The organism is Empedobacter falsenii (assembly GCF_013488205.1).
Taxonomy (GTDB): Bacteria; Bacteroidota; Bacteroidia; order Flavobacteriales; family Weeksellaceae; genus Empedobacter; species Empedobacter falsenii_C.
Genome location: NZ_CP040908.1, coordinates 1,551,552 through 1,567,985, shown reverse-complemented (window position 1 = coordinate 1,567,985; position 16,434 = coordinate 1,551,552). Strand labels below are relative to the sequence as shown.

The 16,434-nt window shown below is 28.4% G+C and carries 16 protein-coding genes and 1 pseudogene; 14 read left to right on the top strand and 3 right to left on the bottom strand.

All coding sequences use genetic code 11. The features are described 5' to 3' along the window. Window positions 1–390: 390 nt before the first annotated feature. The 3 genes from FH779_RS07305 (at window position 391) to FH779_RS07295 (ending at window position 2,446) form a co-directional block, all read left to right on the top strand. Window positions 391–603: a hypothetical protein gene (locus FH779_RS07305; protein ID WP_180906586.1), complete on the top strand. Its 213-nt coding sequence runs from the start codon at window positions 391–393 to the stop codon at window positions 601–603. Between the two features lie 46 nt (window positions 604–649). After that, window positions 650–2,107 carry a DoxX family protein gene (locus FH779_RS07300; protein WP_180906585.1) on the top strand — a complete coding sequence of 486 codons (1,458 nt, stop codon included), beginning with the start codon at window positions 650–652 and terminating at the stop codon, window positions 2,105–2,107. Between the two features lie 72 nt (window positions 2,108–2,179). Next, the gene (locus FH779_RS07295; protein ID WP_180906584.1) at window positions 2,180–2,446 is read left to right on the top strand and encodes a DUF6520 family protein; all 267 of its coding nucleotides are present in this window, start codon (window positions 2,180–2,182) and stop codon (window positions 2,444–2,446) included. Window positions 2,447–2,479: 33 nt separating this feature from the next. On the opposite strand, the gene FH779_RS07290 is transcribed toward FH779_RS07295, so the two are convergent. Beyond that, a complete protein-coding gene (locus FH779_RS07290) occupies window positions 2,480–4,990 on the bottom strand; it encodes an alpha/beta hydrolase family protein (protein ID WP_180906583.1) in 2,511 nt (836 codons plus the stop codon). Next, entirely contained in the window at window positions 4,977–5,930 is a 954-nt protein-coding gene (locus FH779_RS07285) for a RagB/SusD family nutrient uptake outer membrane protein (protein ID WP_180906582.1), read from the bottom strand. Before FH779_RS07285 ends, FH779_RS07290 begins: the two co-directional genes overlap by 14 nt. A gap of 124 nt (window positions 5,931–6,054) precedes the next feature. Here FH779_RS07285 and FH779_RS07280 point away from each other — a divergent pair. The 11 genes and pseudogenes from FH779_RS07280 to FH779_RS07230 all read left to right on the top strand — a co-directional run bounded on the left by FH779_RS07280 (window position 6,055) and on the right by FH779_RS07230 (window position 14,014). Further along, window positions 6,055–7,412: pseudogene (locus FH779_RS07280) on the top strand (IS3 family transposase). A 227-nt stretch (window positions 7,413–7,639) separates the two neighbouring features. Further along, complete coding sequence (locus FH779_RS07275) at window positions 7,640–8,176, top strand: sigma-70 family RNA polymerase sigma factor (protein ID WP_180906581.1); 537 nt, start codon at window positions 7,640–7,642, stop codon at window positions 8,174–8,176. Between the two features lie 10 nt (window positions 8,177–8,186). Continuing rightward, window positions 8,187–8,459, top strand: a complete 273-nt coding sequence (locus FH779_RS07270) for a hypothetical protein (RefSeq protein ID WP_180906580.1) — start codon at window positions 8,187–8,189, stop codon at window positions 8,457–8,459. 354 nt (window positions 8,460–8,813) lie between these two features. Continuing rightward, entirely contained in the window at window positions 8,814–9,302 is a 489-nt protein-coding gene (locus FH779_RS07265) for a DUF417 family protein (protein ID WP_115000182.1), read from the top strand. Continuing rightward, the gene (gene msrB / locus FH779_RS07260; RefSeq protein WP_038330688.1) at window positions 9,299–10,378 is read left to right on the top strand and encodes a peptide-methionine (R)-S-oxide reductase MsrB; all 1,080 of its coding nucleotides are present in this window, start codon (window positions 9,299–9,301) and stop codon (window positions 10,376–10,378) included. Before FH779_RS07265 ends, msrB begins: the two co-directional genes overlap by 4 nt. A gap of 155 nt (window positions 10,379–10,533) precedes the next feature. Further along, on the top strand, window positions 10,534–10,959 hold the full coding sequence (locus tag FH779_RS07255) for a MarR family winged helix-turn-helix transcriptional regulator (RefSeq protein ID WP_180906579.1): 426 nt from the start codon (window positions 10,534–10,536) through the stop codon (window positions 10,957–10,959). Continuing rightward, a complete protein-coding gene (locus tag FH779_RS07250; RefSeq protein ID WP_180906578.1) occupies window positions 10,956–11,378 on the top strand; it encodes an organic hydroperoxide resistance protein in 423 nt (140 codons plus the stop codon). Before FH779_RS07255 ends, FH779_RS07250 begins: the two co-directional genes overlap by 4 nt. A gap of 10 nt (window positions 11,379–11,388) precedes the next feature. After that, window positions 11,389–11,754, top strand: coding sequence for a DUF1304 domain-containing protein (locus tag FH779_RS07245; protein WP_180906577.1), 366 nt, complete (start codon window positions 11,389–11,391; stop codon window positions 11,752–11,754). A gap of 8 nt (window positions 11,755–11,762) precedes the next feature. Beyond that, window positions 11,763–12,398 (top strand): nitroreductase family protein, encoded by a 636-nt coding sequence (locus FH779_RS07240; RefSeq protein WP_180906576.1) that lies wholly within the window; start codon window positions 11,763–11,765, stop codon window positions 12,396–12,398. An 8-nt stretch (window positions 12,399–12,406) separates the two neighbouring features. Then, window positions 12,407–13,093 carry a type 1 glutamine amidotransferase domain-containing protein gene (locus FH779_RS07235; RefSeq protein WP_180906575.1) on the top strand — a complete coding sequence of 229 codons (687 nt, stop codon included), beginning with the start codon at window positions 12,407–12,409 and terminating at the stop codon, window positions 13,091–13,093. 621 nt (window positions 13,094–13,714) lie between these two features. Further along, complete coding sequence (locus tag FH779_RS07230) at window positions 13,715–14,014, top strand: hypothetical protein (RefSeq protein WP_180906574.1); 300 nt, start codon at window positions 13,715–13,717, stop codon at window positions 14,012–14,014. A gap of 278 nt (window positions 14,015–14,292) precedes the next feature. Here FH779_RS07230 and FH779_RS07225 read toward each other — a convergent pair whose 3' ends face one another. Beyond that, the gene (locus FH779_RS07225; RefSeq protein WP_135837048.1) at window positions 14,293–15,390 is read right to left on the bottom strand and encodes a calcium:proton antiporter; all 1,098 of its coding nucleotides are present in this window, start codon (window positions 15,388–15,390) and stop codon (window positions 14,293–14,295) included. Window positions 15,391–16,434: the final 1,044 nt, after the last annotated feature.

The window sequence follows — 16,434 nt, the reverse complement described above, 5'->3', positions numbered from 1 at the left end:
AACATTTGAAATTAAGAGGAGGAGCCACGGTGTGGCTCAGGTATTCCTTTTCATTAATGTCACTTTTTACTTGACTAAAGAGTAACCAAAAAGTCAAGGCTGTAAACCTCTCTACTAAAAATGTTCTCATTCCACTAAAGATTTTAAAAAACCTACGGGCTAAAACCTTTTTAACGTTACATTCAAATATTTTCTTAACGTGAGAGTTTTAATGCCAGTCTCAACATCCTTTTTCAATATTCAAATTCATTTTTTAACCGCAAATCATTTAACATTTGGAGTGTATGAATTTATAAATTAGACAGGCTTTTTATGTTTTTGACGCATTGACATACCTCCTATTTTTTACGCTAAACCTAATTTCGATACAAACTTTAAAAATGAGAAACTATGAAATCTTTTTATTTAATTGTACTTGTGTGTTTTGTATTCAATAGCTGTATAGAAGATGAAAATATTCTAATTGACACCCCAATTCATTCAGAACGTATTACTTCTTCTTTGAAAGATAATATTAAGGATAGCATTCCTTCTAAAAACGACCCGCCTCGTGATAAAGATCCCTATATGAGAACTATTGATGAAGATGAAAACGGAAACTGATGTTAGATGTTAGGAAGTTATTTTTTATGAATTAAAATACTAAAAGATGAGAAAAATTGCACCGTTTATACAAACGCTCATTTGCTACCTATTTATTGTTTTGTTTATTTATGCAGCGGTGAGTAAACTGATGGATTTTGAAACTTTTCAAACTCAGTTAGGACAATCGCCCTTATTAGCAAGTTATGCGATTCCTATATCGTATGGAATTATTGCTATAGAACTTGTAACAGCAGTTTTCTTGATGTTTGAGCGAACTAGAAAATTAGCCTTGCAGATTTCACTTTTATTAATGGTGATGTTCACTACTTATATTGTCATTATTCTACATTTCACGGCGTTTACTCCTTGTTCTTGTGGTGGAGTTTTAGAAAAGATGGGATGGACGGAACATTTGATTTTTAATATCGTATTTGTATGTTTGGCTCTAATTGGCATTAGAATAGCAAAATCCTCTCAAACATGGAGAGGCTATATAATTGAACAAACTACTCTTACAATAATCGGAGTTGTTAGTGTAACCATTATATACGGTTTATCTGAAAAAAAATCTCAATATAATAATGCTTTTACACGTAAATACATTCCGCATTTTGCAGAAAAACTAACTACACTCAATCTAGAATCCACAGGATATTATATAGCAGGTATTGATAGTTGCTATGCTTATTTAGCTCATCCTAATGCTCCTTTATTTCTTAGAACTTATGATTATCATACACAAAATGTGACTAATAATCGGATCAAAATAAAAAATGAGCTACTCCCTTATAAACGAATAATAACATACGTTAACTCCCCTTATTTCTACTTAGGGGATGGAACAGTAGGAATTATAGAAAAAGGAATATTATATGATTACACGACTTCTCTTGAAACTATTGATAATGCTTATTACAATCAATATGTTCCTGGAAAAGATGATCATTTTGGTCTTTCTGTAACAAGTCAAAAAACTAAACAAACAGCACTCGCTATATTGTATAAAACAGTGGATGGATTTCAACTAAAAATAAACGATACAACTCTAAAAAGCCAACAAAATGGAGCATTTGATTTGGATGGATTACTCATTTGGAATGAACAACATCAGATTTTTTTATATGTCTATTATTATAAAAATGAAATTATCATCCTTGATTCTATGATGAATGAAAAAAATGTTATGAAAAGCATCGATTCTTTAAATGAACCAGAACTTGATGTTGCTTTTTATAAAAAAGACCAAAACTATCGATTAGGTCCAAAGACAATTCGAGTGAATGAAACGATAGCTACCTATGGTGATTATCTCTACATCCACAGCAAACGACTGGGAAATTTTGAAGAAGAACACCAAAGTGCAAGCATCATAGATGTATATGATCTCGTAAACAACCATTATCTCCACAGTTTTTACCTCTATCATAAACCTAAACAACAACTTAGGGATTTTAAAATATACCAAAACTCTGTTTTCGCTGTAATTGATGATGAAATCTATCGTTACCAATTAAAAAAATAAATCGTTGCGCAACGCAGGGGAAGACTGAAAACCTGTATAATAGAGTAAGTCACCACATTAAAATGAAACAAAATGAAAACAAATTTTCTAAAAAAAGCGCTACCTATCGGGGTAGGAATGATGGCTGTTGCTTTTGCATTTGCCACTGAAGGGAAATCTTCTAATGAATCTACAGAGTATGCAACTGCCTATATTTACAATGATTTAGAAGAATGTGAACAGGTAGATGCCACTTGCAATAACATAGGAACTGTAAGTTGTACAATTGGTTCTAAAGAAGTATTTGAATTTAAAAATGGTACTCAATGTAGTCAAAACTTGATGCATTGGCAACCATAATTTAAAGGAAAGGAGCGTAAGAGCTCCTTTCTCTTATTTTAAATACGTATTAAACCAATTTAAGATTGAATCATATAACATTTCTTGGTTCTCTTTACGCGTTAAATAATGACCATCGTTATTAAATAAAATCAATTTACCTTCTTTATTTAATTTTTTCATAGCCATATACATATATATACTTTGATACCAATTTATATTATAATCAGATTTACCAGCCCACAACAATAAAGGCGTTTTCATGTTTTCCACCTGATAGAAAGGTGAGTTTCTTATATAGTTATTTTTATCTGTATAATAACTTTCTTTCATTCGAAACTGCTGACTTTCTAACCTCCATGCTTGCTCTCTAAACCAACCTTCCCATTGTACATCATGCGACCAAGAAACCAAATCCATCACGCCAGAACCCGCTACAATTGCCTTAAACAAATTGGAATGTGTTGCTATAAATGCCGCTTCATAACCACCAAACGAATGCCCAATTAATCCAAATCTATTCTTATCAATATATGATCGACTTGCTAGTTCTTCTACACTATTTTCTATATTCACGACAATTGATTCACCTAAATTTCCTATTTGATAATCTAAATTGGGTAAAAAAACAAAATACCCATCCAATATATAATTAAGAATGTTAAAACCGTCTTCGGTATATTTTGTTGGACTTGCAAACTGATTTACTTTATACGTCATATTCTCGTATACATAGTAAATAACAGGATATTGTTTGTTAGGATTAAAATTAGTTGGGTAAAGTAAAATCCCTTTCGATTTGTTTCCTTTTATGTTCTTGTATTCTATACTTTCACTTTTACCTAAATCTAATTTTGCCAAATCGGGATTACTTTGATATACTATCTTTCTTTTTTTGGTAGTCAAATCTATGCGCTCAATAATTGGAGATAAGTTATACCTAAACTTCTTAAAAAAACATGTTTGCTTATTAATACATACAGCATTTTCAATTGTATAGGATTCGAAGACAATTGGTACAACTTTTCCTTTTTCAAGAAAAGCAAAACCATTTTTCTCATCTTTATTCGATAGATCTAACATCAACTTTTGACTGATATCAATGTAAGAAGTATTTTTTAGTTCTTTTTTATTAAATCTATAACTTATATCCCCTTTACTAACTGTTATTTTTTTAGCCGTTGCATTTTTAATATTGTACATCCAAATATCAAACTCATCATACACAAACACTTCATTTTCATCCATAGACCACCCTTCTATTCCATACGGTGTTGGATGTTTATAATACATATCGTTTGTTTTATAAAAAGAATAATTTGATGGTATGGTAATTTTAATGTGCTTATCATTTTCTGTATCATATCCCCACCATTTTTTATCTTTAAAATACATGATATATTTTCCGCTCGGCGAAAACGAAAGATAGTCGTAAGAAAAATAATGTGCTGGAACAATTAACTTCTCTTCTCCTTTTTCATATTTTTTAAGGTATAAATCGGCAACAGTATATTGTTCTGTAGAAGGTTCATTTTCTAGAAAGTCATACGCTAATGCATAATTAAAGTTAGGTTTAATGATTACTGCATTCAATTTATTTGAAGTAATGATAGAAGATTCATTTGTTTTTGTATCCCATCTTATGCTCTGTTTATTCAAAACATATTCTTCAGCAACAGCTTTTCTTGGTGCTATTAAAGCATCTTGGGTATCCCAAATACTGTAATTATCATTTTTACTCTTTACGATATCTACATTAAAAAAGACTATTCCGTTACGATCACTTGTACTATCAAAACCATTTATTTTACGAGCTACCTCATCAGAAAATAATGCTTTACAAGCCAAAGATTTCACCTCCTTATTTTGGGTATTAATCGTGTAAAGTATCCCTCCGTCAACCGTATCTTCTAATAGAAGTATACTTTTTTGATCGCTTTGCCACCCTAATATCTTTACTTCATTTTTTGGGGTTATAAAGAGAGACTGTTGATTTTCTGAACCCGATTCCCATTTTTTCAATGTTTTAGTGTTAGAATCCGTATTTGATGTTAGAAAAACTAACTCATCTTTGGCGGGATGCCACTGGTAGTTTTCTACATCGTGTATCGTATATGACTTGTTACTTTTCAAATCAAGTAACTGTAAATCTTTTTTCTCTTTTTCTCCCTTTCTTAGGTATGAAATTATCGTTTGATCATGATTTGTAAAATATCTTTTATGTAGTACTTCAACTTGGAAAATTGTTTTTAGTGTTTTTAAATCAATTAGATGTAAATTTGATTTCTCATCAACAAAAGATAGTATATCATTATTTTTCAAAAATTTCAAAAGAATGATTGACTCCAATTCTTTTCTAACACCAGAATCTGTCTGTACAAGTATAACATTATTTTTATCTTGCATATCATTTACAACAACCCACTTTCCATCGCTACTTACGTCTGTAAATAAAGTATGTTTTGTCCAATTCGAAGTTTTTTGATTCTCTTGCGCTTTTGAAAAGCATCCCGAACAGACAAACAGCATAACTAGTATTGAATTGACATATTTAATAGCCATCATTTTGAGGATTTAGATTAGGATTAATCAATAATTCGGTTTCTGGAATTGGTAAAATTAAATCTCTTGGTTTCCAATTTGATTTTATAGGTTTTAGGGTTTCCTCTGCTATTTTCCAACGTTTCAAATCAAACCATCTGTTTCCATGTTCTGTAAACAATTCTAGTTTTCTTTGAAGTATAAGTTCTTTTTGAATTTCATTTGGATTAGATGAATTAAACGGATTTAACCCTGCTTTCTCTCGAATGATATTAATTTCTTTCACTGCCAATGCCAATTCGTTTGTATGCAAATAAGCTTCTGCTCTTATCAAGACTATTTCTGACAAACCAAATACAATAGAAAACTCTTTGCTTGAACCTGTATTTGCATTTTCTTTATATTTATAAGGTATATACCAAGATTGTGTATTTGTTGTATTGCTTACTTTCTTTGTCCAAAATTGTAACCTTTTATCCAATGGATCAAACTGGCTTATAAAATCTTGTCGTAAAGCTACCCGAGTTGGAGGTCCGCTATTAATAATAAAATATGATCCTTCTAACGTATTTTCACCATTTATGGTCGATGAAAATTGAAATATTGTAGACTTGCTTTCCTTTTTATATTGATTTTCTATTGGTTGTTGAAATGAAAAGTTCTGATTTTGAACAATTCCTTGCGTTTCACTCACTACTTTGTCCCATTTTTCTTGGTATAAGTACACCTTACTTAATAGGGCTGATACTGCATATATAGTTACTCTGTTATTCGCAGTAGACGCCACATTATTTACCAATAAGTCTTTTGCTTGAAGCAAATCTTTTTCGATATTATCGTAAACAATCTTTATTTCATCACGGTAAACATATCGATTGATTTGATAATTGGATGTAGTGATATAGGGTATTTTACCATATACATTCATCAAATTAAAGTGCGTAAATGCTCTTATAAACAACACTTCTGCTATCAATTTATTTTTTAACTCAAGGGATAAATTAGTTGAATTTGTAAATCGTCAGCAAAAAGTGGACATCTAAGACCTAAAATTTAAGATAGTGTTTTTAAAAGCATTAATTTTAATTATGGCAAATTCAAAAAAGAAAACTCCTGAAAAATTTGTAAAAGATATTCGTCAAAACACAAGACGAATATTTACAGCGGAACAAAAGATTTTAATTGTGATGGAAGCCTTACGTGCTGAGATTTCAGTAGCTGAACTTTGTCGCAAATATGCTATTTCACAATCTCAATTTTATAAGTGGAACAAAGAGTTTTTAGAAGCTGGTAAAAAGCGATTATCTGGTGATATTACACGTGAAGCAACAAGTGATGAAGTTTCTGATCTCCGCAAAGAAAATTTACAATTAAAAGAGATTGTAGCCGATTTAGTTGTGCGTTATGATATCGTAAAAAAAACCTTGGATTCGTTGGATTAATCAATAAATTTAAGAAATATATGCGATTATCAGCAAGTGAAAAATATGAAATAATTCAGACTGTAACTCGTTCAGAAATTGGAGTTAAACGTACTTTAGAGGAATTTGGAATAGCACGAAGTACATTTTACAAATGGTATTCAAATTATCTAGAAAATGGATTTGAGGGTTTAGAATCTAAACGTTATTCAATGCATCGAAAATGGAATAGTATTCCTGAATCTCAGAAAGATTTAATTGTAGAATTAGCTTTGGATTATCCTGAATTATCTGCTAGAGAACTGGCTTTTAAAATGACCGATGAATTAGGGATTTATATATCGGAATCGAGTGTTTATCGGATATTGAAGCAACGAGATTTAATTCCAGCGCCCAATCACATTCTGATTTCAGCAGCGAATGAATTTAAAGATAAAACGAATTTTGTTCATCAAATGTGGCAAACAGATTTTACTTATTTTAAAATTATTGGATGGGGATGGTATTATTTGAGCACGATTTTAGACGATTACAGCCGATATATTATTCATTGGGAATTATGCAGTTCAATGAAAGCTGAAGATGTGAAAAGAACTGTAAAAACAGCTATTGAAAAAGCGAAATTAAAAACGAAACAGAAACCAAAATTATTATCTGATAATGGACCTTGTTATGTATCAAGTGAGTTAAAAGATTACTTGAAAAATACTCAAAAAATGAAACATGTTAGAGGAAAGCCTCTGCATCCTCAAACGCAAGGGAAAATCGAAAGGTACCACAGAACGATGAAAAATGTAGTAAAACTGGATCATTATTACCATCCTGATGAGCTGATTGAAGCCTTAAATAAGTTTGTAGAAAACTATAACAATTGCAGGTATCATGAGGCTTTGAACAACCTTACACCTTCAGATGTATATTTTGGTAGAGCAGATAAAATTTTAGAACAAAGAGCAATTATTAAACGGCAAACGATTGCCAAAAGAAGGCAATTGTATTTTCAAGAAAAAATAATAAATTTATAAACCAAACCCTCTCTTAATTTTTAGAAAGAGGTGTCCCATTTATTTTGACAACGTACAGTTTTATTATCATTATAAGAAGGATTAATATCTGATGTAGCTTTAGAATTTTCTATATTTATTACAACTTTAGAAGAAAGTACTTGAAATTTTGCAATAAGAAAAAGTAATCATTTTTTATAGTTTTTTTTCTATGATATAAAATATTACTTTTCTATAAAAATATACCTATGATAAATAAAGATAAAAATATTAATATCCAAAAATGGATTGATGATTATACATTGGACCTATTAAAAAAAACTAACTATTTAATATCTAGCAAAGAAGATGCAGAAGATTTAGTACAAGATGTTTTTATTTCAGCTTTTGAAAATTATGAAAAATTTCAATGGAATAGCTCTGTAAAAACTTGGTTAATTAGTATTTTGAAAAATAAAATTTCTGATTTTTACAGAAAAAAATATAATAATAAAAATGAGATCACTTTAGATTATTTTTTTGATGAAAATGGTAATTGGATTGATAAAAATATATTAAATGATTGGACAGAAAATGAAAATAATATTAGAGAAAACTATTTAGAAAATTGTTTAGAAAAATTACCTAATAAATGGTTAATTCCTATAAAACTTTACTATTTAAAACAAAAAAAAACAGAAATTGTTTGTCAGGAAATAGGAATTACTTCGACTAATTTATGGAAGATTCTTCAAAGAGCTAGATTACAATTAAGAGAGTGCATTGAATCAAATTTATCTAATTAAAAATTAACTTATGTGGAATAAAATTATTCATTGGGTTATTATGCCTTGTAATGAAATAACATTTGAAATAGAGAAAAAAAATGCAAAAAAAATCTCATTAATTCAAAATTTGAGATTGAATTTACATATTTATTGTTGTAAATGGTGCGCTTCTTACTACAAGAAAGTAAAGCTAATAGATAATCTTTTGAAGAAACAAAATTCAAAAGAAAAATTAATTAATGTAGATGATTTGAAATCTAAAATAAAGTCCAAAATAGAAACTCATTATAAACATGAGTAAATACATTACGAATATTTACCATCAAAAATTAAAATATATAGATAATTAATATTTTATTTTTAAACTGCCATTTGTAAGACTAAAATATTAATTAAATAATTTCCAAATTATAGTCTTAAGTTAATTTTTATTTTAATTATAATACATCACGTATTTAATGAAATTTTAGATGAATTCATAAAACAATAAAAAAAACACAAACCATTGTAAACAATACATTTACAATGGTTTTTTTATAAAAATTTATAGAAAGATTTATACCTAACAAAAAAAATATATTTTTTTTGTCAGGTTTTAATTATTTATCCGACTACTATTATAAAAGATCTTATTTATAATTAAAATTAATAAAAAATGGAAACAAAAAATTTAGTTCATACTCATAAAGATAATTTGAATATTAATTCACCCTTTATAAATCTTTACAAAATAGGATATTACTTACCTCTATTTGGAACAGTATTACTTTTAGTGTGGATAGGCATTTTTAAGTTTACACCAACAGAGGCTCAAGCTATAAAGTCTCTTGTAGAAAATCACCCATTATCGTTTTGGATTTATAAAATATTTAGTGATCAAACTGTATCTAATATAGTTGGAGTACTTGAATTACTTGTAGCATTATTAGTTGTTTTAACTTTAAAATATCAATCATTAAAAAAATATGCGGGAATAGCTATTCTTATTATTTTCGGAACAACTCTTAGTTATCTTTTTACAACTCCCGGGATTTGGAAATTTGTTGATGGAGTTCCTGTAACAGATTTTTTCATTTTAAAAGATATAGCTTACTTCGGCTTTGGTTTCACTCTTTTAGCTCAATCTTTAAATAAAAAATCATGAAAAAATTATTCATCATAAGCTCATTAATTATTACAGGAATAATACTAACAAGTATAAGTTGTAAAACTCATAAAAATAATTTAGTTAAATCGAATAAACATCAGAAAATGAATAACACATCAGAAAATGAAATATATTTTGCAGGAGGATGTTTTTGGGGAACAGAACATTTTTTTCAACAGGTCAGAGGGGTTACAAATACAGTTGTAGGTTATGCTAATGGAACTATAGAAAAGCCTTCTTATAAAGAAGTGATCACAGGTAAAACTGGTTTTGCTGAAACTGTCAAGGTAACTTATAATCCTGATATAGTTGATCTAGGATTATTAATTGATTTGTATTTTAAGACAATAGATCCTACGAGTCTAGACAAACAAGGAAATGACTTAGGGACACAATATAGAACAGGAATTTATTATACAAACCCAACTGACTCTAAATTAATCGATCAGAAGTTAAAAGATTTAGAAAAAAATTATAATCAAAAAATTGTAGTAGAAAATATGCCTTTACATAATTTTTATGATGCAGAAAATTATCATCAAGATTATTTAAATAAAAATCCAAAAGGATATTGCCATATATCACCAAGTTTATTTGATGATGCTCGTAAGGCAAATCCTATTCAAGAAAAAGAATATATCAAAGAAAGCCAAAGTGAACTTAAAAAACATTTAACTTCTTTGCAATACGATGTTACACAAAATGGTGCAACAGAAAAACCTTTTTCAAATGAATATAATTCTGAATTTAGAGAAGGAATTTATGTAGACATAACAACTGGTGAACCTCTTTTTGTGTCAACGGATAAATTTGAATCAGGTTGTGGCTGGCCAAGTTTCTCAAAACCAATCAGTAAAAATCTTATTGAAGAAATAAATGATAATTCTTTTGGAATGAAAAGAACTGAAGTAAGAAGTAAAACTGGTAATGCTCATTTAGGTCATGTTTTTGATGATGGTCCAAAAGATAAAGGAGGATTGAGATATTGTATTAATAGTGCATCATTAAAGTTTATATCAAAAGAAGAAATGAAAGCTAAAGGATATGAAAAATATTTATCCTTAATAAAATAAAAACTAATAAAATTCTATTTCTAAATATTATAAAAGGTATTACTTAATGTTTACAGATTGTAATTTTTAATAAAACATTTGTTAATGTTTTACAAAATTATATTGTGTACAATATAATTTTGTAACTTTGTTATGTAATTTAATATTGATGAACTATGAAAGATACGCTAGAACTAGATAATCAATTTTGTTTTCCCATATATGCGCTTTCAAAAAAGATAATCAACATGTACCGTTTATATTTAGATCCACTTGATATTACCTATCCACAGTATTTAGTGCTTATGGTTTTATGGAAAGAACAACAGCAAACAGTAGGGCAATTAGGTGAAAAACTTTTCTTAGACAGCGGTACACTAACACCCTTACTAAAAAGAATGGAGCAAAAAGAAATGGTTGTTAGAAGTAGAAATATTGAAGATGAGCGCATTGTAGTAATTTCTTTGACCAAAAAAGGAAGTGCTTTGAAAGAGAAAGTCAAAGATATTCCAGAAAAATTGTTAGAATCAATGGCGATATCTGTAGATGAGCTTAAACAATTAAAAAAAATAGCAAATAAAATTTTAAACAAACAACAATGAAAAAATTATATGAAACTCAGGCTACAGCTACGGGAGGTAGAAGTGGACAAGTAAAAAGTGAAAACGGTGTTTTAGATATGCAAGTACGTACTCCAAAAGCATTAGGAGGTGCAAATGATGACTTTTTAAACCCTGAAATGCTATTTGCAGCAGGATATTCTGCCTGTTTTGATAGCGCTTTGAATTTGGTGATCAAACAGCAAAAAATAAAAACAGGAGAAACGAGCGTTACAGCAAAAGTAGCTATCGGACAATTAGAAAGCGGAGGTTATGGTCTTGCAGCTGAGATACATGCTAATATACCAGGTGTTTCAATGGAAGAAGCTCAAAAGCTTATTGAAACAGCACATAAAGTATGTCCTTATTCTAATGCAACTCGTGGAAATATTGAAGTTAAATTAAATGTTTCTGTAGGTTAATACAATAGATATGGAAATTATAGCAAGTACTTTAACCGTAGTTGTTGCAATTGAACATTGTTACATTCTTTGGATGGAAATGTTTGCTTGGGAAACAGCAGGTAAAAAAACATTTAAATCTTTACCAAAAGATTTGTTTACTCCTACGAAAGGACTAGCTGCTAATCAAGGATTATATAACGGTTTTTTGATTGCAGGACTTATTTGGTCTTTTTTTATAGAAAATCATGAATGGAGTTGTAATATTCGTCTATTCTTTTTAGGATGTATTACTGTTGCAGGTATTTTTGGAGGTATAACCTCTGGTAAAAAAATATTTTTTTTACAAGGTATTCCTGCTTTAATTGCTATGTTGTTTGTGTTTTTAACTAAATAATTAAAAAAATGTCATTAATAGAAGATTTAAATTGGAGACATGCAGTAAAAGCATACAATCCATCGCAAAAAGTTAGTCAAGATAAAATTGATAAAATTTTAGAAGCTGCTAGACTAGCACCTACTTCATCTGGATTACAACCTTTTAAAGTATTAGTTGTAGAGAACCAAGATTTAAAAAATCAATTGGTAGAAGGAGCTCTTAATCCTGAATGTATGAGAGATTGTTCACATGTAATTATTTTTGCTGCTTGGGACAACTATACAGCAGAAAGAATTGATAAAGTATATGATTTTACTACAGATGAAAGAGGATTGCCAAGAGGTCGTTTCGGAAGTTATACAGATAAAATAAAAGGTATTTACTTGAATACATCAGCAGAGGAAAATTTTGCACATACTGCTCGTCAAACTTATATTGCGTTAGGGCTTGCATTAGCACAAGCTGCTGAATTAAAAGTTGATGCTACTCCTGTAGAAGGTTTTGATAACGCTATTGTAGATAAAGTTTTAAAATTAGACCAGCTAGGTCTTAAAAGTGTATCTTTAATGTATGTTGGTGTTGCCGATCCTGAATTAGACTGGATTGGATCTATGAAAAAAGTTAGACTACCAAATGAAGAATTTATTGTTGAATTTAAATAATTAAAACTATGAAAATATTATTTGTTGTTACTTCTCATGATGAATTGGGAAATACAGGACATAAAACAGGATTTTGGGTAGAAGAATTTGCTGCTCCTTTCTACAAATTTGTAGATGCTGGACACGAAGTTACTATTGCTACACCTAAAGGAGGACAAGCTCCTATAGATCCTAATAGCGAAACTGAAGCTGCACAAACAGAAGCTACAGAGCGTTACAATAAAGACGAAAATGTTAAAGCTTTAATTGCAAAAACACATGTATTAGCTAAAGAAAAAGCTGAGGATTATGATGCTATTTTCTATCCAGGAGGTCATGGACCACTATGGGATTTAGCAAATGATGCGCATTCTCAACAATTGATTTTAGATTTCTATAATGCTGGTAAACCAGTTGGTGCTGTTTGTCATGCTCCAGGAGTTTTCAAGAATATTACTTTAAGTAATGGAGAACCTTTTGTAAAAGGAAAAAATGTAACTGGTTTTTCTAATTCTGAAGAAGATGCTGTACAATTAACAGATGTTGTTCCATTCTTAGTTCAGGTTGAATTAGAAAAATTAGGAGGTCATTACTCTAAAACTGAAGACTGGGGAGTGCATGTTGTAGAAGACGGTTTATTAATTACAGGTCAAAATCCTGCATCTTCGGAAGAAGTTGCTGAGAAAATGATTGCTTACTTACAAAGTAATTTATAAAAATTGTTTATTTAATATAAATATTGATTCGTATTTGCGTTAGGGATTGTAGAGGAAATCCTTTTCTGATTAGAAAAGATTGCAACGGAAATCCCGACCAAAGGGAACGCCCAAAATTTATATTTTATATAAAAAAATTCAATCAACTGTGAAAGTAATGATGATGATGAATTGATTGAATTTCAAGAGCCTATTTTAATACTTATCAAATAATTTATTTCAACTTATTTTATACTTAATTTTAATTAGGCTCTTATTTATAACAATAAACTGTAAAAATAACTTCCGTTTCAAATAAAAATCTATTTATTTTCCTTCATTAATTCCTTATTTTGTTAAACAAAATACTTCTATTGTTTTTAATATAAAACTTAAGCTAAATAAGATTTTTAATTGAAAACAAAGAATAGCTTTTTGAAAAGAGTCTAATTAAACTTTCTGAATAATAAAATCCTTCATTTATGATGAATATTTGAAGAGAAAAAGTATAGAATGAGATGAGTTTCTTTCATTACTTTTTTGAATTTATTAAATATGTTTCCATTTATGTTATTTCTATGTTATAATTACACATAAAGTAGAGAGTTTAATTATTATTGTGTACCTTTTAAAAAAATAATTATGACAACTGGAAGAATTAATGATGAATTGGATAATTTAATATATTATATTAATGAATATCAAAAATCTCAATTTGCTTTAAGTAAAGCTATAAATAAAACTCAAATAGAAGATGCTAATTATACTGTAGAACTTAACTTATTAGCAATAGAAGCGGTTTTTAATTTGAATCATGAATTAAAAGAAATTGTATTGCTTAATGAGATAAATAAAAAAGAATGTATACAAGGTTCTTTTTTATCTACAAATTTTATAAACGATGTGAGAAATTATATTCAAAATGTAAAAAATTACGCTTAAAAGCTATTCAGAATTTTATATTATGATATTTCAAATGGGTTTGACTGTATTACAGTTGAACCTTTTTTCAAATATAATTAAGAGTTGATTTAAAAATAACCCCAAATTATCAATTGGGGGTGTCCATATAATAATGAACTTAAGAAAAATTATCTTTTTATATAAAAAATCACTCATTAACATTTCCAATCTTCTTCTATATATTTAAGAAATTTTAACATAAAACATCTAGCTAATAATTGTTTACCATCAGAAAAAACTAATAAATAATATGATTTCTAAGGTATTATTATAGTGAATAAATAAATTAGAAAAATTGATATTAATACAAATCCCTGCATAATATTGGTTTTCCCTGTTGCTAAAGAAATAGTAATAATAAATAATGACAATCCTAGTAAAATAGTTGATTTAGTATCAATACCTAAACTCATTCTTATCCCTGTAACTACAGATGTTATTGCAATTACAGGAATGCTAAGCCCAATGCTTGCTAAGGCAGAACCAAAAGCCAAATTTAAAGATGTTTGAATTTGATTATTTCTTGCTGCTCGAAAAGCTGCTAAACATTCCGGAAGAAGTACAATTCCTGCTATTATTACTCCTACTAGAGATTTTGGAGCACCTGCCCATTTTACAATATGTTCTACATCTTTTGACAGTAACTTTGCCAATAACACAACAATACCAAGACACAATATCAAAAATAAAATACTTATGTACATTTCCTTGCGTGATGGTTTTATTGGAAGTTTATGTAACGCATTATTTTTAGATAATTTATTCTCTGGAGATATAAAATAACTACGATGACGAATAGTCTGCATCATTGTAAAACCAAAGTATAAGCCTAAACTAATAATAGATACAAAAACTAATTGCATAGATGTATATTCACCTCCATTATGACTAATCGTATAATTGGGTAGAATAAGAACAAAAATAATAATAGAAGTAAGAGTAATTAATGCTGTACTTACACCCTGAAGCGTAAAATTCTGTACTTTAAATTTTATAGAGCCTATAATGATACATCCTCCTATAATTCCAGTAATAATAATCATTACAGCTGCATAAACTGTATCTCTAGCAAGCGTAATAGTTTCTAATCCTTTTGCTCCTAACATAATTGAAATAATCAAAGCGACTTCAATTATAGTAATAGCAAATGCTAAGAGAAGTGTACCAAATGGCTCTCCTACCCTATAAGCAATGACTTCTGAATGGTGTACAGCTGCAAGTACACTTCCTATGAGCAAGAAAGATAAAATAAAAGAATAAAATGCTCCAGAAAAATAGTTGTGTCCAAAATAAGTTAACCATCCAAATATTGGAATAAGGATAGTCCATACTAAAAGATATATTTTTTTCTTCATAGAAGATAATAGTGTTTTTTGTAGTAATTAGGAATTAAAAATGAGTGTCCTGTTCTATATTATATACATAGAGTATAAGAAACTTTCATTTAAAAATGATGAATCTAACTAAACTTCAATAGTTTTAGACATCTAAATTTGGACATTAAAATCAAAGTGGTAATTGAATAGAAGTCTAGAAAGACTAGAAAAAATACTGAATAATCTTTGAAAAAAAATTGAAAAATAAGAGTTCTTGAATTTTCTTATATGTAAATAAAATATTCTCAAATATAGTGATAATCTATAAAGCCATCATTAGAAATGAAAGATTATTTTATATGATACAATTTAAAATCAGGATTATTATAAATTATTTTTTACAATTAACTATGATATATTTTATACAAATAATTAGTGGGTATATTAAAAGCACCGATTTAAAATAGGAACACATCTTCATATAATTTCTACAGCTTTTTTAGTTGTTATAATTATTTACATCATTATCTTCATAAATAATAAGAGTAATAATAAATTTTCAACATCGAATTGAATAATTTTTGATTTCATAAATTATAATCATATTAATTTATTATTCCTAAAAATCTATAAAATGAAATATGTTCTGAAGTATATCAAGTCAGTCAATCTATTATTCTCGGTAAAGTTTCAAGCCATTATCAACTAACATCCTTAGCTAATTCATATCATATAAATGTATTCGAATGGATTTTTCCTATAAAATTAGTCTAACAAAAAAATGTAAAGCAGTAACAGACTTTTATTTTAAAAAATGTTTTTTTTGTCAAATTGTTATTTATCCAACTATTTACTTTACATTTGTAGCGATATCAGAGATAAGATATTAATTAGTTACAAACTAAATTTTTTAGACATACCATTTTTAATTTTTTGGCAGCAAGCCTTTTACTTCTTAAAATATTGTATTTTTTTACTTTTACTTTATACTTTTCAATATATTCAATTTCAAATTGATTTTTAATCTCAAGTATTTCACGTTAATTATCACGCGTTAAGTTGATTAATTTATTGAGAATAATA